We start from the raw sequence: 21,682 nt of genomic DNA, 5'->3' as shown, positions 1-21,682 counted from the left end.
GTGAGCAAATGCGTACCACGACCTGAAGCGCCCGCACGCCGGGAGCTTCTGACCATAGAGTGATCGGACTGACAATGAGGGGTTAACACCGTGGAAAAGATGCGCGCTCGGCTGGATGATTTTTCCAGACTTCAGGGAAGGATCTTTCCCATCGCAGAAATGCCCTTTCCGACGCAGATAAGGAGGGATTCCGAAGTCTCCCTCCTTCATGCCTGCGTATCAGTGAGTGGGCTTGGCGCAGTACCAACGCGGCGTGTACACCCACTGCCCTCCCTCCGAGCGAGGAAAGGTCGTGGTCAGCGATGAGCCGATCAACACCATGGTCCGCATGTCGACCTGCTCGGGGGTGAGTTCGCCCAGCGTGATCACGCGCAAGGTCTGGCCCGGTCGGCCAATGTCACGCCCCAAGGTCACCGGCGTTTCTGGCGTGCGATGTTGACGGACAATCTCCAACGCACGCCCCAACTGCCATGGGCGGGAGCGGGAGATCGGGTTGTAGAACGCCAGCGCCAGGTCTGCCTGACAGGCGAGGTCCAGACGCTTTTCGATGATTTCCCACGATTTGAGGTTGTCCGACAGGGACATCACGCAGAAGTCATGCCCCAGTGGCGCGCCGGCTTGAGCGGCCGTTGCCAGTGAAGCTGAAACCCCTGGCAGGATCTCCAGATCCACCGAATGCCACAGTGGATCATCGGACTCATGCAATGCTTCCAGCACCGCCGCCGCCATGGCGAACACGCCCGGATCACCCGATGACACGACCACCACCGAGCGCCCTTGGGCGGCCAGTTCGAAGGCGTGGCGAGCGCGCTGCATTTCCTCCCGATTATCGGTGCAATGCAGCACTTGATCGGTCCGAAACGGCCCAGCCATGCGCACGTAGGTTTCGTAACCCAGCACATCGTTGGCCCGCGCCAGCTCAGCCTTGACGGCGGGAATCATGAACTCGGCAGCACCGGGGCCAAGGCCGATGACGGCGAGCCGACCGCGTCCGCGACCGATCTTTTCGATGTCCAGCGGTTGCGGTGCGACGGCAATGGCGAGGCCTTCAATGGGCGTAACCGGGGGCAGTAGTAACTGGGGCAAGACCTGCTGTGCCATGTCGCTCGGCGACGCTGTCGAGGTAAAGCGCACGGGTACACCCAAAGCATCGGCGGCGGCATGCAATTGCGGGCGAGCCATGTCGCTTTCACCCGCCAGCAAGCAGGCAAGCGATGGCAACGCGATGCGCGATTCGTGCAGCGTGGCCTTCACAACGTCGGCGATGTTCTCGACCGATGCCTCGACCGCCACCAACACATTGCGCGGGTAGATCAGCAGTTCGTTGGCCGACGGCTCACGCTCGGCATACCCGACATGAATCGCCAGATGCGCGTGATCGTCCTCCGGCAATTGCGCTTGCGCCAGCCAAGGCGCCGCACCTTCAATGCGCACGCTTTCACCGGAGAGCAAATCAGAGACGAAACGCTTGCCCAACTCCAGGTCGCCCAGCGCGTAGCCGGAGGGTGGATTGAGCAAGCAGGTTCCGAAACGCAGCTCGCCGCTGGTGGTGATCGCGGCAGCTGTGTTCAAGCCCGCAGCAATCTCGCGAGCCATGACGTTGACGCCACCCAGTCCACCCAAAAGCGGCACCACCGCGCTGCCGTCTTCGGCAACGGCAAGAACGGGCGGCTCGGCGCCTTTCTCCAGCAACATCGGCGCAAGGGTGCGGATGACAATGCCCGCCGCACACAGGGCGATGATCGGCGTGTCCTGTTGATACAGCTGACGAAGCGTCGCGCCAAAATCGGAATAGCTTTGGTCAACCCCTTCAACGCGCTCGACCAACCCGTGAATCAACGCATCCGGGTACAACTGTTGAATACGCCGCGCCGTGTTCAGCGCGCCCTTGCCCAAAATGACGATGGCAGGGGCTTTATGACTGGAATCTCCCATCAGCCTTGCCACCTTTCGCCGGGTACGATGATCAGCGAGAAATACGGCGACGACATCGGATCGACCTCGGCCAACGGCACGATTTTCTGATTGCTCATGGTGGCGCGCTCGACATACAGCGCGCGTTCCGCCAAGCCCGTTTCCACCAATACCTGGCGCACTTTCGGCAGGTTGCGGCCCAGCTTCATGATGACCGCCGCGTCGGCGTCCACCAGTTTGCGTTTGAGCTCGTCAGCCGAGAGCACACCCGACAGCACTGACAGACTCTGGTTGCGATACACCAACGGCGCGCCCAACACCGAAGCGCCGCCGAGCATCGAGCAGACACCCGGCACCACTTCAGCTTCGTAGCGTTCAGCCAGCCGGTCGTGCAGGTACATGTAGGAGCCGTAGAAGAACGGGTCACCCTCACAGATGACCGCCACGTCACGACCGGCATCCAGATGCGCGGCAACGTCGAGGCTGGCGGTGTCGTAAAAATCGCTGATGATCTGCTCGTAGGACATCGGCGCGGGCAGCACTTCGGTGGTCACCGGATACACCAGTGGCATCATCGTTTGAGCGTCTTGCAGATGCGCTTCGATGATGCCGAACGCATTGCCCTTCTTGCCCTTGGCGACGAAGTAAGCCACCACCGGCGACTCGCGCAACAGGCGAAGCGCCTTGACGGTGATCAGCTCAGGATCTCCGGGCCCCACGCCCAGACCTATCAGACGACCGCGAGCCTGCATCATTCAACCTCCGTGGCGAGGGCATTGACCGCAGCGGCAGCCATGGCACTGCCGCCACGACGGCCCTGCATGATCACGTACGGCACGCCTCGGCTGTCAGCGGCGAGCATGTCCTTGGATTCTGCCGCGCCGACGAACCCCACTGGAAAACCGAGGATCAATGCAGGTTTCGGTGCACCCGCGTCGATCATCTCCAACAGGTAAAACAGCGCGGTCGGCGCGTTGCCGATGACCACGACCGCGCCTTCAAGATGCGGGCGCCACAGTTCCAGCGCGGCGGCAGAGCGGGTGTTGCCCAGCTCACGGGCCAGCTCGGGCACGCCTTCGTTTTTCAGGGTGCAAATGACCTGATTGTTGGCGGGCAGACGGGCGCGGGTCACGCCCTCGGCCACCATATGCGCGTCACACAGAATCGGCGCGCCAGCCGCCAGGGCCTGACGCCCTGCGGTGCCAGCACCGGGCGAGAAGCGCAGCCCTTCGACCGCGTCGACCATGCCGCAGGCGTGGATCACGCGCACAGCGAGCTTTTCCAGGTCGGCCGGAATGGTGTCGAGACGGGCTTCGGCGCGAATGATCGCGAAGGAGTTGCGATAAATCTCCTGGCCGTCGCGGATGTAATCAATCATCGGTGTTGCTCCGTGAGTCGGCGGTCAACAACGCACCGACTGCTTCTATAGTGAGATCACGCCCTCGCAGCTCGCCAAAACCCGGCTGTTCTGCGTGGCGAAAATACAGGTCGTAACGGCCAGCGGACACCGCCAGCAACGTAATCGGCGCGACATGAGCGGCGGCGCAGGACCGGTCGCAACCCGACAGGTGCACAGCCTGGCTGACACCCTCGCGTTGCAGGCAGGCCGCCAGTTGCAGCGCATCGGCCTTAGTGTCGGCCAACCCTTTGCCGCAGGCGGCGGAGCCGGTGCAGGCAATCACCTGCGACAGGGCTTGATCGGCGTCGCACAGCAGGCCCGCCTTACGTAAACCGTCGACAGCACGCGAACCGTTTTCAGTGCGGACATTGCGCAACATCAGGCTCTGCCACGGGGTCATTGCCACGGTGCCGTCGCCCAGTTCAACGGCGAGCGTCGCAGCGCTGCGCAACATGGACGGATTCAAGCGCCCTAAAGGCACGACAGCACCCACCGAGGTGAAATCCGGATGGCGCTGTGGATAAAACCCGATGTGCGCATTGAGTCTGATCGGCGAGCGACGCCACGTGGTTACTTTTTGATCATGCCGCACGGAATGCGGCAAACGCTCCGAGAGCTGTGCGAGGAACTGATCGGCAGGCATGTCGGCCAGCAGATGGCGCATGCGGGTCTGATCGGGACGCGCGTGTTCGAGAAACAGCTCCAGAACCGCCACCACCAGATCATGCCCGGCATCCAGCGACACCGCCGCCAGCGGCGAGCCGGTCGCAGGACAACCCGCCAGGCCAAAGCCCAGCAGCGTCTCGTCCTCCACGTTCAGCGCTGACAGCCACAGATCGTGAGGGTGTTCGAGCATCGCCACGCCTTCGGCCGCGTCCAGCGACACGGCGAACTTCGGCGACAGCTCGTGAAAGCGGGGATGGGTTTCCAGCGTGTTCAGGAGCTGTGCAGCCAGCGGACGCACGTCGAACAGTTGCTCGGGATCGACACCCGCCGTGGGGCTCAGCATGAGGTTGCGCACGTCATCGCTGGCGGGATTTTTTGGGCCGAGGCCCGCATCGATCAACGTCGTGATCAAACCCTCGTGATCGGCACCGATGCCACGAATCTGCACGTTGCCGCGATTCGTCGCCTCAATTACTCCGCCAGCGAAGTGCTCGGCAGCATCAGCCACGGCGAACGCCTGCCCAGCCGTGATCACGCCGCCGGGCAACTTGATCCGACAGATACCCCCATCCAGCGCCGGGACGATACGCAACAACCCCGGACAAGCCGAGGGGCGTAGGGGCGCAACGGGAATACGAGCAGACAGCGGCTCGGCCAAAGGGTCACCTGACGTGATCGGGTCGGGAAGTGCAGATCGCGGGATCTGTGAGGGCGGTATTATGCCTGCTTTGGCGGCAGGCATGAAAAGGCGGTCTGTCGGATGGGAAATGCGCGTTACCCGAATGCGCCGAGGAGAGCCCCGACTGTGAGCACACCAAAGAACCCCACGCCTGTGAACCGCATCGGGAGGTACACCCATCGCCTATGCCGAAGGGAAAGGCTGTTCACTTGCTCAACATCGATCAAGCCTTTTCGTTCAAGAAGCAGAGGAGACCCCAGCACCAGCCTGAGCATTGAATACCGGTACATTCTCCCGGCATGACTGTACGGCCCCCAGAATTTTCTAGCGTCAGTGACCAGTTTGCAGCTGTACAAATGCCGTTCAATCTCGGGGAGGATGAAATAAGCGGCGTAGACCATGAAGAGAAACCCGATGAGTTGCACTACCGCAGCCGTAATGCCCGTCCACATCAATAGCGTTACCAAAGTTTGCCCAGCAGCGCCAAAGCAATCATCCCAACGACGAAACCTCCCAGCCCGATCGTGTCAGGTATGCAAATCCACCGCTTCAGGTGAGAGGGCACCTGCTTGAGCTCGCCGACATCCACCAGCCCATTCTCAAGTAGAAGCTCGGGGGATGTCAGCGCAAGGTTGACTGCCACCAATCTGTGTCGTCTACCTACGAAGCCACTGCCGCTCCACAGCAAGCGTGCGTCTTCGACGATTTTGCAACTTTTTAGTTGGGCTTCAACTTTTTCCAATACGAAGTATTTGACGTAGACATCAATGCAAAAACTCACAACCACAATCACGCCTGATATCAAAGCGATCCATTCCAAAAAACGGTCACTCATCGCCAATCAACTCGTAGAGCATCGCTCCACCCGCCTCAGTTATAACCGCCGCAGACCTACGGAATGAGCCGTATAAGACGCTAGCCAAAAGTTACGAGCCAGCTCCGCCTATGAACACAGTGAGGGCTACCAAAGCCGTCCTGTAAGCGCCAGCGCCGTCAACATTGTGATAAGGCCGATGCCTCCGATCCTCGACGGAATGCTTATCCAACGTCGATGCTTTACAGAAAGGCTGCGCACTTGTTCGAGATCAATCAGGCCATGCTTGTGCAAAAGCCGGGGAGACGTCAGTACCAAGCTGAGCATCGAGTAGCGATATATCCTTCCCGGATGGCTGTACGGGCCCCAAAATCTAATGGCATCTGTAACGATTTTGCAGTTGTACAACCGTCGTTCAATCTCAGGGAGGACACGGTACGCGGCATAGAGCGCGAGGCAATGTCCAATGAGTAAAAAACCGGCTGAGATAAGAGCAACCCACAATAAGAAAAGATCATTCACCTTCAATGACCTCATACAACATCGTACTTAACACCTCTCCAGCAACCGAACCGCCCTTGCCAGCCCCCCAGCCAGCCAGCGCACCTCCCGCGATCCCGCATACGACAACACTCGCGCCACGAGACGGTCCCGCCATCCTCAGACACAGTTGGGCTGCAGCGGGGCCCGCGACAGCTCCACCTTTCCACGCCACCGGAATCCCAAGCATCATCTTCCCCACCTCCACAAACTTCGCCTTCGTGCATTGCTGTTCGCGCCCCGTCGAGCAGGCCTCCTTGATTTCCAATCCTCCGGCGCCAAGGTCCAGCATCACGCCCACGACCGTTCCCGAACTCAGATGACGCGCGACGTTGCCCATGCGTTTGACGTTCTTCGCATAGTTGGCGATCTCGCCGGTGTGCAGGTATCGCTTACTGGAGATCCCCAGCATTTTCTTGATCGATGAGTTGTTCTTGAACCCAGTTCCCCAGCGTCCAATCCCCCGTAGCTGGCCGTCGAGTGTGCTGAAAAGCGCTTGGCGCTGTGCGAGAAACTGATCTTTGGTGAACACTCCGAAGCGCCATTTCTGATATGCCGTACCGATGTCTTTCAGCGTGTCCTGCACCTGATTCAGGTGCGTTGCCCATGCCGAGGTCGCACTGCCGACGCCGATGGAGCCGTAGGTCATGATGCTTTGCAGCAAGTCGTAATTGTGAGTCTGCAGGTGTGCGCTGGCGTTGTTGCTGCCCAAGAGGGTCTGATGGACGTTTCGAGCATGGAACATGAGCATTTCCTCGTCCGGTGTGCACATCTCCGTTGAGTCGTCACCGACGATGATTAACTCTCCCGGCTTGCCCATGCCCCCCAAGCCGAGGTGAGCGTTGACCCGGTCGAATTTCTGGTGGGCGCGCCCACCCATCACGAGACCCTCTCGATACCAGGAGAGACTGCGTTTTCCGTCATTGATGAACGCGTAAGGCGTGGACATGGGGGGATCGTCCTAGTCGTCTGAAGAAGGCAAGGACGATAGGGGTCGGTTTTGGGGGTTGTCAGTAGATGCCGCGGGGATTTGGGCGTGACTACGGAAGTTTCAGAAATGCCCTACCTGTCGTCTTCAAAAACCTTACGAAACAGACGTGAGCGCCAGAAATCTTCTGACAGCCAGTACGACCGCTGGCGCCTGAATCTGTGGGAGCGAATTCATTCGCGAAAAATATTCCAACCAACAGAGATGTATAGATTGCACCGTCGTCTCGCGAATGAATTCGCTCCACAGAGGATTGCGCCCATCTTTGCGACAGGCCCATGGACGACGACGCTCTGCCAGCGCGCTATCATGCCCACCTTTATCCACAGGCCTTTCAAATCGGTCTGTCGCAAGCATTGGGTCTGAGGGCAATACATGTCGCCGTGGCTGACAGTCGTGGGAATCGGTGAGGACGGCTACAAGGGGCTGGGCAAAAATGCGCGGCATGCGCTGTTGCAGGCGCGTCAGGTGTTCGGCAGCTCGCGCCAGCTGGACCTGTTGCCGCCGTGCATCCAGGCTGAACGCCGTCAGTGGCCTAGCCCGTTTTCCTTGCAGCCCGTGCTGGATCAGCGCGGTGAGCCGATCTGTGTGATTGCCAGCGGCGACCCGATGCTGTTTGGCGTCGGCGTCAGCCTGACACGCCAGGTGCCCATCGAGCAGATGCGCGTGATCCCCGCCCCCTCCTCCTATTCGCTGGCTGCCGCCCGCTTGGGCTGGGCGTTGCAGGATGTGGTGACACTGTCGGTGGTCGCTCGCCCCTTGGCGGCATTGAACGCGCAACTGCATCACGGTTTGCGCCTGCTGGTGCTGAGCAATGACGGACACAGCCCCGCCGCGGTGGCGGCCTTGCTGCGCGAGCGGGGTTTCGGGCCCAGCCACATGACCGTCCTCGAACACTTGGGCGGCCCGGCGGAACGCCGTGTGGACGGCACCGCTCAGGACTGGTCGGACCCAGACATCGCGCCCCTGAATCTGGTGGCCATCGACTGCCGCGCCGCGCCGAATACCCTGCGACTGTCGCCCCTCGGCGGACTCCCCGATGACGCGTTTCGTCACGACGGCCAGTTGACCAAACGCGACGTGCGCGCCATCACCCTCGCCCGTCTCGCGCCCGTGCCTGGCGAGCTGTTGTGGGACGTCGGTGCGGGCTGCGGTTCCATCGGCATCGAGTGGATGCGTGCCCACCCCACCTGCCGCGCCATCGCCATTGAGTCCAATGAAGATCGCCATCAACTGATCGAATTCAACCGCGACGCGCTTGGGGTTCCCGGTCTGCAATTGGTGCGCGGCCGCGCGCCCGACGCGCTTGAAGGGCTGGAACGCCCCGACGCGATTTTCATTGGCGGCGGCGTGACACGACCCGGCGTGCTGGACGGCTGCTGGGAGCAATTGCGTTCAGGTGGCCGTTTGATCGCCAACGCCGTCACGCTGCAAAGCGAAGCGATGCTGGTGAACTGGCGTGAACGGCATGGCGGCGAGCTGACGCGCATTCATATCGCCCACTCCAAGCCGCTCGGCAAATTCGACACGTGGCGTCAGGCACTGCCGATCACCCTGCTCGAAGCGATCAAGCCCTGATGCGCGACGAAACCGCCGAGCAACCCGCTCCCCTGCGCAGCGGCCTGACCACGGGCAGCTGCGCCACGGCGACCTCCCTCGCGGCGGCGCGATTGCTCTTGGCAGGTGAGATGAACGACGCCATCGACATCACGCTGCCCAAGGGCAAGCAGGTGCAGATGCGGCTGGAGTTTTGCCGGGCAATCGAAGGTGGCGCGGAAGCGGGCACGATCAAGGATGCGGGCGATGATCCGGACGTCACCCACGGTGCGTTGTTGTACTCGCAGGTGCGGCTGATGTCCGAACCCGGTGTGCGATTCGTCGCAGGCCCCGGCGTCGGCACCGTGACCCGCCCAGGCCTGGTGCTGGGCGTCGGCGAGCCGGCCATTAACCCCGTCCCCCGGCGCATGATGACCGAGCATCTGACTCAGTTGGCGGCTGACCTGAGTTATGCCGGCGGCTTCGAAGTCACGGTCTGCGTGGAAAAAGGCAGCGAGCTGGCGCTCAAAACCATGAACCCGCGTCTGGGGATTCTGGGCGGGATCTCGATCCTCGGCACCAGCGGCATCGTCCGGCCATTTTCCTGCGCGGCCTACATCGCGTCGATTCATCAAGGCATCGACGTCGCCAAGACCAACGGCTACCAGCACATCGCCGCCTGCACCGGCAACGCCAGCGAAGACACCATGCGAAGGGTCTATGACCTGCCCGACATCGCACTGATCGAGATGGGCGATTTCGTCGGCGCTGTCCTCAAGCATCTGCGCAAGGTGCCTGTGGATAAACTCAGCCTGTGCGGCGGCTTTGGCAAGATCAGCAAGCTCGCCGCCGGACACATGGACCTGCACAGCCGACATTCCAGCATCAATCTGGACCAACTGGCGCAATGGGCCGCCGACGTAGGGGCTGACGCCGAATTGCAGCAGCGGATTCGCGAGGCCAACACCAGCCAGCAGGCGCTGGCCATGGCGGCGGCGGTCGGCGTGGCATTGGGGGATGCGGTGTGTCAGCACGCGCTGGATTTCGCCCGCAGCGTGGTGCCTTCCCAAGTGCAGGTCGAGGTGTTTGCCATTGACCGGCAAGGTGGCATCGTGGGTCACGCGGGTGCGTTCCAATGAGGCGCATCTTGTTGTTGGGCGGTGTGACGGAAGCGCTTGCCATCGCCCGAACGCTGGGGCCACACCACATCTATAGCCTTGCGGGCGTGGGCCGCGTGCCAAGCGACTTGCAATGCGAGGTGCGGGTCGGCGGTTACGGCGGCGCGGAAGGCCTGGCGCAATTCGTACGCGATGAAGGGATTGGTCTGATCCTTGATGCGACGCATCCCTACGCCGCGCAGATCAGTCAGAACGCCGTCACTGCCGCCATCCTGACAGGCATTCCCTGCTGGGGCCTGCGTCGCCCTGCCTGGCAAGCCGGTCCCGACGACAATTGGCGAGAGGTCTCGGACTGGGCAGAACTCATCACGGCACTCGCCCCCTTCAAACGCCCACTCTTCACACTGGGCCGCGAGCCGCTGCAACACCTGCACGAAATCCCCGACCACCAGTTCTGGACCCTCCGCGCCCTCGACGTCTACCCCGGCAACGCACGCTGCGAAGTCATCGGTGCGCGCGGGCCGTTTCACCTTGAGGACGAGCGTGAGTTGTTCGAGCGTCGCCAGATCGATGTGTTGATCAGCAAGAACAGCGGGAGCAGTGCGACAGAGCCCAAGCTGGAAGTGGCGCGGGAGCGTGGGGTGCCGGTGTTGGTGTTGAAACGGCCGAAGTTGGCGGAGGTTGATCGGGAGTTTTTTGACGTGAGAACGCTATCGCAGGCGCTAGGCGAGCTTTTAGCGTACCCCTAAATATGTAACGCACTCCACCGCCTCGTCAGGGGGACAATGCACGTCTCAACAACTGATGGCATCAATGGTAACGCTAGAGTTACCATCACTCCCCAATAATCACCTTTCAAGAATATTTAACCGAAGATCAGAAAAGCCCGTTCAACGCGTGGTTCAACACCCTACCGGCCGCAGCGGCCTGGAAAGTCAGCACGGCGCTGGCAAGGATGGAATCCGGTAACACCTCGAATATCAAGTGGTTCGACGGTTTGGGGGAGTACCGAATCAACTGGGGACCGGGGTACCGGATCTATCTGGTTCAAGAAGGCGGAAAGTTGATCATCCTGTTTGGTGGCGGCACGAAATCAAACCGGACAGCAGACATCAAGCGGGGGCCAGAACGCTGATCGCCGACTACAAAGCCCAGAAGAAGCAAAGACATGAGCGAGGCGCCTGATGGCACTTACCCGCAGCTACAAACATACGATCACCGAGCGAATACAGAATGATCCCGCGTTTGCGCAGGGGTTGCTGGATGAGGCTGCCACTGTGTTTCTCAATGGTGAGCCTGAGGTTGCTCGCATCATTCTCCGAGACCTGATCAATGCAACCATTGGATTTGAAACGTTATCGCGAAAAACAGATAAACCCAGCAAAAGCCTGCATCGAATGCTGTCAGCACACGGCAATCCCAGCATGGACAATCTGGCTGCCATTTTCAGCGCCATGCGGGTTTGGCTAAAGGTAGACATTCAGGTGACGGCTGTTCCAGTTCATTGATCGCGCCCCGCGACACATCGCCGCACCCACACTTTTTACATCTCGCGCCCATTCAGGCTAAATGGCCGACATGAAAAAACAAGAATGTACCCTCATCAGCCTCAAGCGGCGCCGGGCCTTTGCCTGGGTTGCGTGCTTTGCGCTGCTGTTCGGCATGTTGGCGATGCCCATGACGCCGACGATGCCGCGTACGCAAGGCGAGCGGGTGGTATGGGGCAGTTTCTGTACCGGCAGCGGCACGCGTTTGGTGGCCACGCCCATTTCGTCTGCCGATCAACGCAGCCCGGAGCGTAACGACCACGCCCTGATGGAGCATTGCCCGTGCTGCTCCGGCGTTCTGTCGATGGTGGCGATTCCCGCCGACAATCAGCCAGGTTTCATCGTGTTCGTCCAGCCTGTCCGCCTGCCGGATGCCATTTTGGTGTTCCACGCGCCACCTCGGGTGTTATGGCCCAACCTCAATCCCCGAGCCTCTCCGCGCGTCTGATCGTTCGTTCACGCTTTACATCGCGTATCTGAATGACCTGAAGAGGCCTGCCCCATGTTGAAAAAAGTTCTGCTGCTGGCAGCTTTGCTGCTGTCTACCTGCGTGGTGGATGCTCACGAATATGAAAAAGGCCCACTGTCCATCGCTCACCCGTGGTCAATGGAGCTGCCACCGAACTCGCCCACCGTTGCCGCCTACTTTGTGATCAAAAATGGCGGTTCGGACGCCGATCGTCTGGTCAGCGTCGACAGCCCCATCGCGGGCACGGCTCAATTGCACCAGCATGTGCATCAGGACGGCCTCATGAAGATGCAGCAGGTCGAGTCGGTAGACATTCCGGCAGGTGGCACGGTGACCTTCGCCCCAATGGCCTACCACGTCATGCTGCTGGACCTGAAGGACCGCTCGAAGCTGACGACTGGCCAGCGCTTCCCGTTGACCCTTCACTTCGAAAAGGCCGGAGACCTGGCGGTCGAGGTGGTGGTGCAAAAGGACGCGCCTGACGATTCGGCGCCTGCCCATGCCCATTAATCGCCCCTGATCATCGAAGCTTAACGCCCTTGAGCCGCTTGTCCGCGATCCGCAGTCGTCACGCTGACGCCCCCCGCAAAACGTCGGGTGCGTGGCTGAGCCTGTTCGCGATGCTGATGATTTTCGTCGGCCCACTGATCTCCCAATCGATGCCGATGGAGCATCACGCGGGCATGCCGATGTCGGCGTCGATGGCTGCCGACATGGACATGTCCATGCCGATGGACATGTCGTCTGCCGATCACAGCGGACACCACGCAAAGGCGGCTGACGGGGCAGGCGTGGATCATGTGATCTGGGCCAAGTGCGGCTATTGCACCCTGCTGTTCAGTTGCCCCGCGCTGACCCAGACGCTGGCGGTCATTGCGCCTGTACCGCCGAAACCTGCCGACTTCTACAACGCGACCCCGCAACAGGGGCACGCTCAGCGGCATGTCTTCCCCAACGCACGCAGTCGCGCTCCGCCCTTCGCTTCCGTCGCTTGAACATTCAGAACATCCGCACCCGCTGACGGCCATGCAGCCGTCAGCAGGTTGCGCCGTGCTTATCCCTGACGGGAGCGTTTTACCGTGTCCAGACCCAACGTGTCTTTCTACAACCTGGCGTGGCGCTGGCATTTCTATGCCGGGCTGTTCGTGGCGCCGTTCATGATCCTGCTGTCGTTGACCGGGATGGTTTATCTGTTCAAACCGCAGCTCGATTCGCTGATGTACAGCGACCTGCTGACGGTCAAACCGGCCCATCACCTGCTGAGCGCCGACGAGCAGCAACAGCGTGTGCTCGCGGCCTACCCCAACGTGTTGATCAGCAAATACCTGCCGCCTGTGAACGCGGAGAGCAGCGCGCAGTTCGTGGTGAAACAAGACGGCCGCGACGTGAACCTGTTCATCGATCCCTATAACGGCCAGATCCTCGGCACCCAGGATGCGAAGAGCAACCTGCAAGCGATGGCCCGCGAGCTGCACGGCGAACTGATGATTGGCACGGTCGGCGATCGTCTTGTCGAGCTCGCAGCGGGTTGGGGCATCGTGCTGGTGGTGTCCGGCCTTTATCTGTGGTGGCCGCGAGGGCGTTCATCGGCAGGCGTGCTATGGCCGCGGATCAGCGCCAAAGGCCGAGTGCTGTGGCGCGACCTGCATGCGGTGACCGGCTTTTGGGGTTCGGTGGCGTTGTTGTTCATGCTCTTGAGCGGCATGACGTGGACGGGGATGTGGGGCAAGGTCTATGCCGATGTGTGGAACACGTTTCCTGCGGCGATGTGGAATGACGTGCCGAAGTCCGACAAACAGGCGGGCGACCTGAACACCGCCGCCGTGCAGACCGTGCCGTGGGCCATGGAAAACACACCGATGCCGGTGTCGTCCGGCGATCACGCGGAGCACATGAATCACAGCGCCATGTCCAGCGCATCTGCCGCGCCCAAGATCACGTTGCAACGGGTCGTGGACATCGCCAAGGAGCGGAAGATCGAACCTGGCTACAGCATCACGTCACCCAAAACCGCCGACGGCGTGTTCACAGTGTCGGTGTTTGCAGACGATCCTCACAACGACGCCACACTGCATGTCGATCAGCACAGCGGCAAGGTGCTGGCGGACGTCCGCTACGCCGATTACAGCGTGGTGTCGCGAGCCACCGAGTTGGGCGTGATGCTGCACGAAGGCAAGATGTTCGGCTGGATCAATCAGCTGATCATCCTGTTCATCTGCCTGATGGTGCTGCTCAGTTCGGTGAGCGGGATTGTGATCTGGTGGAAACGTCGGCCGCAAAACGGCTGGGGTGTTCCGCCGCTGCGTCATGACTTGCCGCGCTGGAAAATGGCGACAGTGGTGATGATTGCGCTGGGGGTTGCCTTTCCGCTCGTCGGGATTTCCATGGTGGCAATATGGTTACTCGATCGGATAGCCCTTTCGCGCTTTGCCAAATCGACGACAACAGCTTAGATTGCGTCCTGCGGGGCCTGGAACCTTTTTTGGGTGGTTTAGTGATGAATTCCTCCTCATTTCCGGTTTCAGGCCCCGTCTTTTTTTTTCTGTCCGACATGTGCAGCGCCGTTTGAGCGCGCCCCACCAAAAACCTGTCGACCCAGACAACATCCGCACCACATCAGCGCACCCACCGCACCACGGCTCCCGCGCCACCCCACATTGGTGCACCCCCTCTCTCGGTCGCGACGCTTTCATTCGATTCTGCGACGTTTACGGCGTTGGCCCAGCCTTTGCTAAAGCCTAAGCAGACACAACCTCTGCACCGCCAACAGCCTTTCCTAAAAAAATCAAAGAATGGAGCTAGCCAATGAAGCGTCGTAGTTTGCTTAAAGCGTTCACCTTGTCCGCATCGATCGCCGCTATGGGTTTGACGTGGACCGCCCAGGCCGCCGACACCATCAAGGTCGGCATTCTTCATTCTTTGTCCGGGACCATGGCCATCTCTGAAACGTCGCTCAAAGACATGGCGCTGATGACCATCGACGAAATCAACGCCAAAGGCGGCGTCAACGGCAAGAAGCTGGAAGCCGTGGTCGTTGACCCTGCGTCCAATTGGCCGCTGTTCGCTGAAAAGGCACGTCAGTTGATCACTCAGGACAAGGTGTCTGTGGTGTTCGGTTGCTGGACGTCGGTGTCGCGTAAATCGGTATTGCCGGTCTTCGAAGAGCTGAACGGCCTGCTGTTCTACCCGGTGCAATACGAAGGCGAAGAGATGTCGCCGAACGTGTTCTACACCGGCGCTGCACCTAACCAGCAGGCGATTCCTGCGGTCGAGTACCTGATGAGCGAAGACGGCGGCGCGGCCAAGCGCTTCTTCCTGCTGGGCACCGACTATGTTTACCCACGCACCACCAACAAGATTCTGCGTTCGTTCTTGCACTCCAAAGGCGTGAAGGACAGCGACATCGAAGAGGTCTACACCCCGTTCGGTCACAGCGATTACCAGACCATCGTGGCCAACATCAAGAAGTTCTCCGCTGGCGGCAAGACTGCGGTGATCTCCACCGTCAACGGCGACTCCAACGTGCCGTTCTACAAGGAACTGGGCAATCAGGGCCTGAAGGCCACCGACGTACCGGTCGTTGCATTCTCGGTGGGCGAAGAAGAACTGCGCGGCGTCGACACCAAACCGCTGGTGGGCAACCTGGCCGCCTGGAACTACTTCGAGTCGGTGAAGAACCCGGTCAACACCAAGTTCGTCGCGGACTGGAAAGCCTACGCCAAGGCCCACAACCTGCCGAACGCCGACAAGGCCGTGACCAACGACCCTATGGAAGCCACCTACGTGGGCATCCACATGTGGGCGCAGGCGGTCGAGAAAGCCAAGTCCACCGATGTGGATAAAGTCCGCGAAGCCATGGCCGGCCAGACCTTCGCCGCGCCGTCGGGCTTCACCCTGACCATGGACAAGACCAACCACCACCTGCACAAGCCAGTGATGATCGGCGAGATCAAGGCCGACGGTCAGTTCAACGTGGTCTGGAAAACCAAGGAGCCGATCCGTGCTCAGCCTTGGAGTCCGTTCATTCCGGGCAACGACAAGAAGCCTGATTATGCGGTGAAGAGTAACTAAGCAAGCTCAGGGGATGGCCAGAAAAGACCGTCCCTGTAGGAGTGAGCTTGCTCGCGATGGCGGTGTGTCAGACGGCGCAAAGACCACAGGCAAACCGCTATCGCGAGCAAGCGAAGGCCTACAGTTGATCGCGATCTTCTGTGGGAGCGAATTCATTCGCGAAATGCCTCAACGCGGTTTCTCTGCTGTACGCCGACACCAAGGCCAAACGATATGCCCAGATCTCTTCTCTACCGCCTCATTATCGCCCTGAGCCTGTTGCTGCCTTTCGCAGCCCACGCCAGCGATGCCGGTGACTTTGTCGCGGCCGAATCCTCCGAACGCGCTGAATTGCTGGAAGCCTGGGCCGCCAAGCCCGACCCTGCGCGCGTCGAGTTGCTGGTTGCCATGCAGGAAGGCCGGGTGGCCGCCGACAGCAGCAACCGCGCCTTCATCCAGAACGGCGACACCTACGCCGCCGTCGACCCGAATGCCCCGGCCTCAGCCGATGCGCCCAATCCTGACGAGCCCCAGGCCATCAGCCTGAACAACCGTCTGCGCGGTCTGGTGGAAACAGCGCTGGCCAGTCACCAATTACTCGCCGCCGACGCCAAATTGCGTCTGGCCGCCGCGCTGACCCTGCAGAAAAGCGCCCGCCCTGCGCAACTGCAACTGCTGATGCAGCAAGTCGCCAGCGAAAAAGACGACACCGTTCATTCGGCCCTGAACCTCGCGCTGGCCAATCTGCAACTGGTCGACACCAGCCCGACCGTGCGCCTCGCCGCTGTGCGTTTGCTCGGTGAAACCGGCGACCCACTGGCCCGCACCCGTCTTCAGAACCTGCTCGAACCGAACGTTGAAACCGACCCCACCGTGCGCCTTGCAGCCGAAACCAGCCTGGCGCAAGTCAAACGCAAGCTGATGGTGGGTGAAGTGATCGGCCAAGTGTTCAGCGGTATTTCCCTGGGGTCCATCCTGCTGCTCGCGGCACTGGGGCTGGCGATCACCTTTGGCCTGTTGGGCGTGATCAACATGGCCCACGGCGAGATGCTGATGCTCGGCGCCTACGCGACGTACGTTGTGCAGATCATGTTCCAGCGCTACGCACCCGGCGCCATCGAGTTGTATCCGCTGGTGGCGCTGCCGGTGGCGTTCTTCGTCACCGCCTGCATCGGCATGGCGCTGGAGCGCACCGTGATTCGTCACCTGTACGGTCGCCCGCTGGAAACCCTGCTCGCGACCTGGGGCATCAGCCTGATGCTGATTCAGCTGATCCGCGTGGTGTTCGGCGCTCAGAACGTCGAAGTCGCCAACCCCGAATGGCTGTCCGGTGGCATTCAAGTGCTGCCGAACCTGGTGCTGCCGTACAACCGGATCATCATCATTGGCTTCGCGCTGTTCGTGGTGGTGCTGACCTGGCTGCTGCTGAACAAGACCCGCCTGGGTCTGAACGTGCGCGCCGTGACCCAGAACCGCAACATGGCCGCCTGCTGCGGCGTGCCCACCGGGCGCATCGACATGATGGCCTTCGGGCTCGGCTCCGGCATCGCCGGGCTGGGCGGCGTGGCGCTGAGCCAGATCGGCAACGTCGGTCCTGACCTGGGCCAGAGCTACATCATCGACTCGTTCCTGGTGGTGGTGCTCGGCGGCGTCGGGCAATTGGCTGGCAGCGTCACGGCGGCCTTTGGCCTTGGCATCGCCAACAAGATTCTCGAACCGCAAATCGGCGCAGTGCTGGGCAAGATCCTGATCCTGGCGCTGATCATTCTGTTTATCCAGAAACGTCCGCAAGGGCTGTTCGCGCTCAAAGGACGGGTGATCGACTGATGAACCAGCCATTGATGGTTACCGCCGCGCAACGCGCTGGCACCAAAGTCACGCTCGCGGTGGGCGTGGTCATCCTCGCCCTGCTGATCGCCCTGCCGTTGCTCTCGCTGCTGCCCGAAAGCAACAGCCTGCAAGTGTCGGCCTACACCCTGACGCTGGTGGGCAAGATTCTGTGTTACGCCATTGTCGCCCTGGCGCTGGATCTGGTCTGGGGCTACGCGGGCCTGTTGTCCCTGGGCCATGGCCTGTTCTTCGCGCTGGGCGGTTACGCGATGGGCATGTACCTGATGCGCGAAGCCTCGGGCGACAGCCTGCCTGCGTTCATGACCTTCCTGTCGTGGACCGAGCTGCCGTGGTATTGGGTCGGCACGCAACACTTCCTCTGGGCCATGTGCCTGGTGGTGTTGGCGCCAGGACTGCTGGCGCTGGTGTTCGGCTTTTTCGCCTTCCGTTCGCGGATCAAGGGCGTGTATTTCTCGATCATGACCCAGGCACTGACCTTCGCCGGGATGCTGCTGTTTTTCCGCAACGAAACCGGTTTCGGCGGCAACAACGGCTTCACCAACTTCCGCAGCATTCTGGGTTTCAGCATCACCTCCCAAGGCACACGGGCGGTGCTGTTTTTGCTCACCGTGACCTTGCTGGTCGGCAGCCTGTTCGTCGGCTGGCGCCTGGCGCGCAGCAAGTTCGGCCGGGTGCTGACCGCTGTGCGGGACGCAGAAAACCGCCTGATGTTCTGTGGCTACGACCCGCGCGGTTTCAAGCTGTTCGTCTGGGTGCTGAGCGCTGTTTTGTGCGGCTTGGCGGGCGCGCTGTATGTGCCACAAGTGGGCATCATCAACCCCAGCGAAATGTCGCCGACCAACTCCATCGAGGCTGCTGTTTGGGTCGCCTTGGGCGGGCGCGGCACCCTGATCGGCCCGCTGTTGGGGGCCGGTCTGGTCAACGGCATGAAGAGCTGGTTCACCGTGGCCTTCCCGGAATACTGGCTGTTCTTCCTCGGCGCGCTGTTCATCGTGGTGACGCTGTACCTGCCCAAAGGCGTGATTGGCCTGATGAAAAAAAGGGGCGAACAATGAAAAGCACGCCGACTCCCGCATTCGATCCCGTGCTGGACCCGAACAGCGACGCAGGCACCAGCCGCGACGCCATCGGCTTGGGCCAGATCGCCGGTAAAGGGCTGAACACCCGACACGGCACCATTCTCACGCTGGAAAGCATCAGCGTCAGTTTTGACGGTTTCAAGGCGCTGAACGATCTGAATCTGTACATCGGTGTGGGCGAACTGCGCTGCATTATCGGCCCTAACGGCGCAGGCAAAACCACGCTGATGGACGTGATCACCGGCAAGACCCGCCCCAGTCACGGCACCGCCTGGTTCGGCGAGACGCTGGATTTGACCAAGATGAGCGAAGTGCAGATTGCTCAGGCCGGGATCGGGCGCAAGTTTCAGAAGCCGACCGTGTTCGAAGCGCTGAGCGTATTCGAGAACCTGGAGCTGGCGCAGAAGACCGACAAATCGGTCTGGGCCAGCCTGCGGGCCAAGCTCAACGGCGAGCAACGCGATCGCATCAGCGACGTGCTGGAAACCATTCGCCTGACCTCATCGATGGCGCGGCCTGCGGGTTTGCTGTCCCACGGGCAGAAGCAGTTTCTGGAGATCGGCATGTTGCTGGTCCAGGACCCGCAGCTGCTGCTACTCGACGAGCCTGTGGCGGGGATGACCGACGCCGAAACCGAATTCACCGCCGAACTGTTCAAGAGCCTCGCGGGCAAGCATTCGCTGATGGTGGTCGAGCACGACATGGGCTTCGTCGGCACCATCGCCGACCACGTCACCGTGCTGCACCAAGGCAGTGTGCTGGCGGAGGGGTCGCTGGAAGAAGTGCAGGCGGATGAGCGGGTGATTGAGGTTTATCTCGGCAGATAACGCCGACCCTGTAGGAGTGAGCTTGCTCGCGATTGCGATTCTGAAGTCGGCATCTCATCGCCTGACACTCTGCTATCGCGAGCAAGCTCACTCCTACAGGTCCTGCCTAAATATTTGGGAAATGACGCCATGCTCCAGGTTGAAAAGCTTCATCAGTTCTACGGCGGCAGCCACATCCTGCGCGGCCTGTCTTTTGACGTGAAGATCGGCGAAGTCACGTGCCTGTTGGGCCGTAACGGCGTGGGCAAGACCACCCTGCTAAAAGTCCTGATGGGCCTGCTGCCCGCCAAAGAAGGCGTGGTGCAGTGGGAAGGCAAGCCGATCACCGGTTTCAAGCCGCACCAACGCGTGCATTCCGGCATCGCTTACGTGCCCCAGGGACGCGAGATTTTCGGGCGTCTGACGGTGGAAGAAAACCTGCTGATGGGCCTGTCCCGTTTTCCCGGCTCAGAGGCCAAGGAAGTGCCGGCGTTCATCTACGAGCTGTTCCCCGTGCTGCTGCAGATGAAGCATCGCCGTGGCGGCGACCTGTCGGGTGGTCAGCAGCAACAACTGGCCATCGGCCGCGCCCTGGCAAGCCGCCCTCGCCTGCTGATTCTGGACGAGCCCACCGAAGGCATTCAGCCCTCGGTGATCAAGGAAATCGGTGCGGTGATCAAGAAACTCGCAGCCCGTGGCGACATGGCGATTCTGCTGGTCGAGCAGTTCTACGACTTCGCTGCCGAGCTGGCGGATCAGTACATCGTCATGTCCCGTGGCGAGATCGTTCAGCAAGGTCGCGGCGAAAACATGGAGGCCGAAGGCGTACGTGGTCTGGTCACCATTTGATGCACCGATCGGCTAAGGTAGACGCCTTCAAAGAAAGACACCGAACACTATGAACCTGCCTGCCCACACCGCCCTGTTCACACCCAGCTGGCACGCCGAGCTGGAGCTGGGCTATGGGCGTTTCGACGACACTACGCGCCCGACCCAACGCCGCCACAAAGGTCCGTTGCGGGTGCAAAAGCACCTGTACCCCGAAGGCCCGCAAGTCTGTCAGCACATCATCGTTCACCCACCGGGCGGGATTGCGGGCGGGGATCGGCTGGACATCAACGCCAGCGTCGGCCCCAATGCGTGGGCACAACTGACTAGCCCCGGCGCGGCCAAGTGGTATCGCGCGGCGGGTCCCGCTTATCAACAGCTTGAGTTGAAGGTTGCCGCAGGCGCTACGCTGGAATGGCTGCCGCAGGAGACGATCGTCTTCAGCGAGGCCAAGGCTGAATTGACCACGCGTATCGAGCTTGAAGGCGATGCGCGGCTGTTGTACTGGGACGTCGTGGCGCTCGGGCGGCCGGCCAGTGGCGAGCGTTTTGAACAAGGGCATTTTCAGGCGCACCTGGACATTCGTCGCGACGGCAAACTGCTGTGGCATGAGCGCCAACGCATCATGGGTAACGACGGGCTGCTGGATTCGCCAGTGGGCCTGTGCGGCAAACCCGTGTTCGCGACGCTGATCGTGACCGGCGAGATTGACGCGGCGTTGATGGAGCGTTGCCGCGAACTGGCTGAACAGTCGCCGGTGCGCGGGGATGTGAGTCAGTTGCCAGGGCTGATCGTCGCGCGCTGCCTGGCCGATGAAGCGCTGCATGCGCGGGCGTGGTTGATTGAATTGTGGAAAGTGCTGCGGCCTGCGCTGTTTGGCAGAGAGGCTGTCGCGCCGAGAATCTGGAGTACCTGATTTTGCGGATTCACACATCTCTGTGGGAGTGAACTTGCTCGCGATAGCGGTTTGTCAGAAAAGGATATGTGTCTGACACACCGCTATCGCGAGCAAGCTCACTCCTACAGGATTTGTGGCGGTCACAACTTATTTGGCTTTTTGAAACGGAAGAAACATGGACCTGACGCCACGCGAAAAAGACAAGATGCTGATCTTCACCGCCGGCCTGGTGGCCGAGCGGCGACTGGCCCGGGGCTTGAAGCTCAACTACCCGGAAGCCATGGCCTTCATCTCCGCCGCGCTGCTGGAAGGCGCGCGCGATGGCCAGACCGTTGCGGAACTCATGCACTACGGCACCACCCTCCTGACCCGGGAACAAGTGATGGAAGGCATCCCGGAAATGATCCCGGAGATCCAGGTCGAGGCCACGTTCCCTGACGGCACCAAGCTGGTCACCGTGCATCAACCGATTGCCTGAAGCACCCCTTTTTGAACAAGTG

Annotated in this window: 21 protein-coding genes and 1 pseudogene; 16 read left to right on the top strand and 6 right to left on the bottom strand. The window is 60.9% G+C overall.

Going from position 1 to position 21,682, the window contains the following annotated elements; genetic code table 11:
* Positions 1 to 219 precede the first annotated feature (219 nt).
* The 6 genes from cobJ to ACWKWE_RS19990 all read right to left on the bottom strand — a co-directional run bounded on the left by cobJ (position 220) and on the right by ACWKWE_RS19990 (position 6,961).
* Complete coding sequence (cobJ, locus tag ACWKWE_RS20015) at positions 220 to 1,935, bottom strand: precorrin-3B C(17)-methyltransferase (protein ID WP_483851470.1); 1,716 nt, start codon at positions 1,933 to 1,935, stop codon at positions 220 to 222.
* Positions 1,935 to 2,669, bottom strand: coding sequence for a precorrin-2 C(20)-methyltransferase (locus ACWKWE_RS20010; RefSeq protein ID WP_401147624.1), 735 nt, complete (start codon positions 2,667 to 2,669; stop codon positions 1,935 to 1,937). The genes cobJ and ACWKWE_RS20010 overlap by 1 nt, the downstream gene beginning before the upstream one ends.
* Entirely contained in the window at positions 2,666 to 3,292 is a 627-nt protein-coding gene (locus tag ACWKWE_RS20005) for a precorrin-8X methylmutase (protein ID WP_166595946.1), read from the bottom strand. The genes ACWKWE_RS20010 and ACWKWE_RS20005 overlap by 4 nt, the downstream gene beginning before the upstream one ends.
* On the bottom strand, positions 3,285 to 4,721 hold the full coding sequence (gene cobG, locus ACWKWE_RS20000; RefSeq protein ID WP_483851469.1) for a precorrin-3B synthase: 1,437 nt from the start codon (positions 4,719 to 4,721) through the stop codon (positions 3,285 to 3,287). Before cobG ends, ACWKWE_RS20005 begins: the two co-directional genes overlap by 8 nt.
* A 397-nt stretch (positions 4,722 to 5,118) precedes the next feature.
* Positions 5,119 to 5,493 (bottom strand): hypothetical protein, encoded by a 375-nt coding sequence (locus tag ACWKWE_RS19995; RefSeq protein ID WP_483851468.1) that lies wholly within the window; start codon positions 5,491 to 5,493, stop codon positions 5,119 to 5,121.
* Positions 5,494 to 5,986: 493 nt separating this feature from the next.
* Positions 5,987 to 6,961 carry a hypothetical protein gene (locus tag ACWKWE_RS19990; protein ID WP_483851467.1) on the bottom strand — a complete coding sequence of 325 codons (975 nt, stop codon included), beginning with the start codon at positions 6,959 to 6,961 and terminating at the stop codon, positions 5,987 to 5,989.
* Positions 6,962 to 7,375: 414 nt separating this feature from the next.
* On the opposite strand from ACWKWE_RS19990, the gene cbiE reads away from it, so the two are divergent.
* The 16 genes and pseudogenes from cbiE (at position 7,376) to ACWKWE_RS19910 (ending at position 21,660) form a co-directional block, all read left to right on the top strand.
* Positions 7,376 to 8,578, top strand: coding sequence for a precorrin-6y C5,15-methyltransferase (decarboxylating) subunit CbiE (gene cbiE, locus ACWKWE_RS19985; protein ID WP_483851466.1), 1,203 nt, complete (start codon positions 7,376 to 7,378; stop codon positions 8,576 to 8,578).
* Positions 8,578 to 9,675, top strand: a complete 1,098-nt coding sequence (locus ACWKWE_RS19980; protein WP_483851465.1) for a cobalt-precorrin-5B (C(1))-methyltransferase — start codon at positions 8,578 to 8,580, stop codon at positions 9,673 to 9,675. The genes cbiE and ACWKWE_RS19980 overlap by 1 nt, the downstream gene beginning before the upstream one ends.
* Positions 9,672 to 10,403 (top strand): cobalt-precorrin-6A reductase, encoded by a 732-nt coding sequence (locus tag ACWKWE_RS19975; protein ID WP_483851464.1) that lies wholly within the window; start codon positions 9,672 to 9,674, stop codon positions 10,401 to 10,403. The genes ACWKWE_RS19980 and ACWKWE_RS19975 overlap by 4 nt, the downstream gene beginning before the upstream one ends.
* Before the next feature lie 95 nt (positions 10,404 to 10,498).
* Positions 10,499 to 10,839, top strand: a pseudogene (locus tag ACWKWE_RS19970) (type II toxin-antitoxin system RelE/ParE family toxin).
* Entirely contained in the window at positions 10,839 to 11,162 is a 324-nt protein-coding gene (locus ACWKWE_RS19965) for a helix-turn-helix domain-containing transcriptional regulator (protein WP_483851463.1), read from the top strand. Before ACWKWE_RS19970 ends, ACWKWE_RS19965 begins: the two are co-directional and overlap by 1 nt.
* A gap of 70 nt (positions 11,163 to 11,232) precedes the next feature.
* Positions 11,233 to 11,649, top strand: coding sequence for a DUF2946 domain-containing protein (locus ACWKWE_RS19960; RefSeq protein ID WP_483851462.1), 417 nt, complete (start codon positions 11,233 to 11,235; stop codon positions 11,647 to 11,649).
* A 54-nt stretch (positions 11,650 to 11,703) separates the two neighbouring features.
* Positions 11,704 to 12,180, top strand: a complete 477-nt coding sequence (locus ACWKWE_RS19955) for a copper chaperone PCu(A)C (protein ID WP_341960239.1) — start codon at positions 11,704 to 11,706, stop codon at positions 12,178 to 12,180.
* A gap of 38 nt (positions 12,181 to 12,218) precedes the next feature.
* Positions 12,219 to 12,665 (top strand): DUF2946 domain-containing protein, encoded by a 447-nt coding sequence (locus ACWKWE_RS19950; RefSeq protein ID WP_483851631.1) that lies wholly within the window; start codon positions 12,219 to 12,221, stop codon positions 12,663 to 12,665.
* Between the two features lie 84 nt (positions 12,666 to 12,749).
* Positions 12,750 to 14,123 (top strand): PepSY-associated TM helix domain-containing protein, encoded by a 1,374-nt coding sequence (locus tag ACWKWE_RS19945; protein ID WP_483851461.1) that lies wholly within the window; start codon positions 12,750 to 12,752, stop codon positions 14,121 to 14,123.
* Between the two features lie 352 nt (positions 14,124 to 14,475).
* Entirely contained in the window at positions 14,476 to 15,741 is a 1,266-nt protein-coding gene (urtA, locus tag ACWKWE_RS19940) for an urea ABC transporter substrate-binding protein (RefSeq protein ID WP_166595959.1), read from the top strand.
* Positions 15,742 to 15,954: 213 nt separating this feature from the next.
* Entirely contained in the window at positions 15,955 to 17,547 is a 1,593-nt protein-coding gene (gene urtB, locus ACWKWE_RS19935; RefSeq protein WP_483851460.1) for an urea ABC transporter permease subunit UrtB, read from the top strand.
* Complete coding sequence (urtC, locus tag ACWKWE_RS19930; RefSeq protein ID WP_341960244.1) at positions 17,547 to 18,626, top strand: urea ABC transporter permease subunit UrtC; 1,080 nt, start codon at positions 17,547 to 17,549, stop codon at positions 18,624 to 18,626. The genes urtB and urtC overlap by 1 nt, the downstream gene beginning before the upstream one ends.
* Positions 18,623 to 19,477: an urea ABC transporter ATP-binding protein UrtD gene (urtD, locus tag ACWKWE_RS19925; protein WP_483851459.1), complete on the top strand. Its 855-nt coding sequence runs from the start codon at positions 18,623 to 18,625 to the stop codon at positions 19,475 to 19,477. The genes urtC and urtD overlap by 4 nt, the downstream gene beginning before the upstream one ends.
* 129 nt (positions 19,478 to 19,606) lie before the next feature.
* Positions 19,607 to 20,305 (top strand): urea ABC transporter ATP-binding subunit UrtE, encoded by a 699-nt coding sequence (gene urtE, locus ACWKWE_RS19920; RefSeq protein ID WP_166595963.1) that lies wholly within the window; start codon positions 19,607 to 19,609, stop codon positions 20,303 to 20,305.
* A gap of 49 nt (positions 20,306 to 20,354) precedes the next feature.
* On the top strand, positions 20,355 to 21,200 hold the full coding sequence (locus tag ACWKWE_RS19915) for an urease accessory protein UreD (RefSeq protein WP_483851458.1): 846 nt from the start codon (positions 20,355 to 20,357) through the stop codon (positions 21,198 to 21,200).
* A gap of 157 nt (positions 21,201 to 21,357) precedes the next feature.
* A complete protein-coding gene (locus ACWKWE_RS19910; RefSeq protein ID WP_081563993.1) occupies positions 21,358 to 21,660 on the top strand; it encodes an urease subunit gamma in 303 nt (100 codons plus the stop codon).
* Positions 21,661 to 21,682: the final 22 nt, after the last annotated feature.

Source organism: Pseudomonas salicis (assembly GCF_057128705.1).
This window is presented reverse-complemented; position numbering and strand designations above follow the sequence as displayed.

Bases quoted from the DNA above. Each gene is read 5' to 3' on its own strand.
- cobJ (WP_483851470.1), bottom strand. From the start codon at position 1,935: ATGGGAGATTCCAGTCATAAAGCCCCTGCCATCGTCATTTTGGGCAAG.
- ACWKWE_RS20010 (WP_401147624.1), bottom strand. From the start codon at position 2,669: ATGATGCAGGCTCGCGGTCGTCTGATAGGTCTGGGCGTGGGGCCCGGA.
- ACWKWE_RS20005 (WP_166595946.1), bottom strand. From the start codon at position 3,292: ATGATTGATTACATCCGCGACGGCCAGGAGATTTATCGCAACTCCTTC.
- cobG (WP_483851469.1), bottom strand. From the start codon at position 4,721: ATGCCTGCCGCCAAAGCAGGCATAATACCGCCCTCACAGATCCCGCGA.
- ACWKWE_RS19995 (WP_483851468.1), bottom strand. From the start codon at position 5,493: ATGAGTGACCGTTTTTTGGAATGGATCGCTTTGATATCAGGCGTGATT.
- ACWKWE_RS19990 (WP_483851467.1), bottom strand. From the start codon at position 6,961: ATGTCCACGCCTTACGCGTTCATCAATGACGGAAAACGCAGTCTCTCC.
- cbiE (WP_483851466.1), top strand. From the start codon at position 7,376: ATGTCGCCGTGGCTGACAGTCGTGGGAATCGGTGAGGACGGCTACAAG.
- ACWKWE_RS19980 (WP_483851465.1), top strand. From the start codon at position 8,578: ATGCGCGACGAAACCGCCGAGCAACCCGCTCCCCTGCGCAGCGGCCTG.
- ACWKWE_RS19975 (WP_483851464.1), top strand. From the start codon at position 9,672: ATGAGGCGCATCTTGTTGTTGGGCGGTGTGACGGAAGCGCTTGCCATC.
- ACWKWE_RS19965 (WP_483851463.1), top strand. From the start codon at position 10,839: ATGGCACTTACCCGCAGCTACAAACATACGATCACCGAGCGAATACAG.
- ACWKWE_RS19960 (WP_483851462.1), top strand. From the start codon at position 11,233: ATGAAAAAACAAGAATGTACCCTCATCAGCCTCAAGCGGCGCCGGGCC.
- ACWKWE_RS19955 (WP_341960239.1), top strand. From the start codon at position 11,704: ATGTTGAAAAAAGTTCTGCTGCTGGCAGCTTTGCTGCTGTCTACCTGC.
- urtA (WP_166595959.1), top strand. From the start codon at position 14,476: ATGAAGCGTCGTAGTTTGCTTAAAGCGTTCACCTTGTCCGCATCGATC.
- urtB (WP_483851460.1), top strand. From the start codon at position 15,955: ATGCCCAGATCTCTTCTCTACCGCCTCATTATCGCCCTGAGCCTGTTG.
- urtC (WP_341960244.1), top strand. From the start codon at position 17,547: ATGAACCAGCCATTGATGGTTACCGCCGCGCAACGCGCTGGCACCAAA.
- urtD (WP_483851459.1), top strand. From the start codon at position 18,623: ATGAAAAGCACGCCGACTCCCGCATTCGATCCCGTGCTGGACCCGAAC.
- urtE (WP_166595963.1), top strand. From the start codon at position 19,607: ATGCTCCAGGTTGAAAAGCTTCATCAGTTCTACGGCGGCAGCCACATC.
- ACWKWE_RS19915 (WP_483851458.1), top strand. From the start codon at position 20,355: ATGAACCTGCCTGCCCACACCGCCCTGTTCACACCCAGCTGGCACGCC.
- ACWKWE_RS19910 (WP_081563993.1), top strand. From the start codon at position 21,358: ATGGACCTGACGCCACGCGAAAAAGACAAGATGCTGATCTTCACCGCC.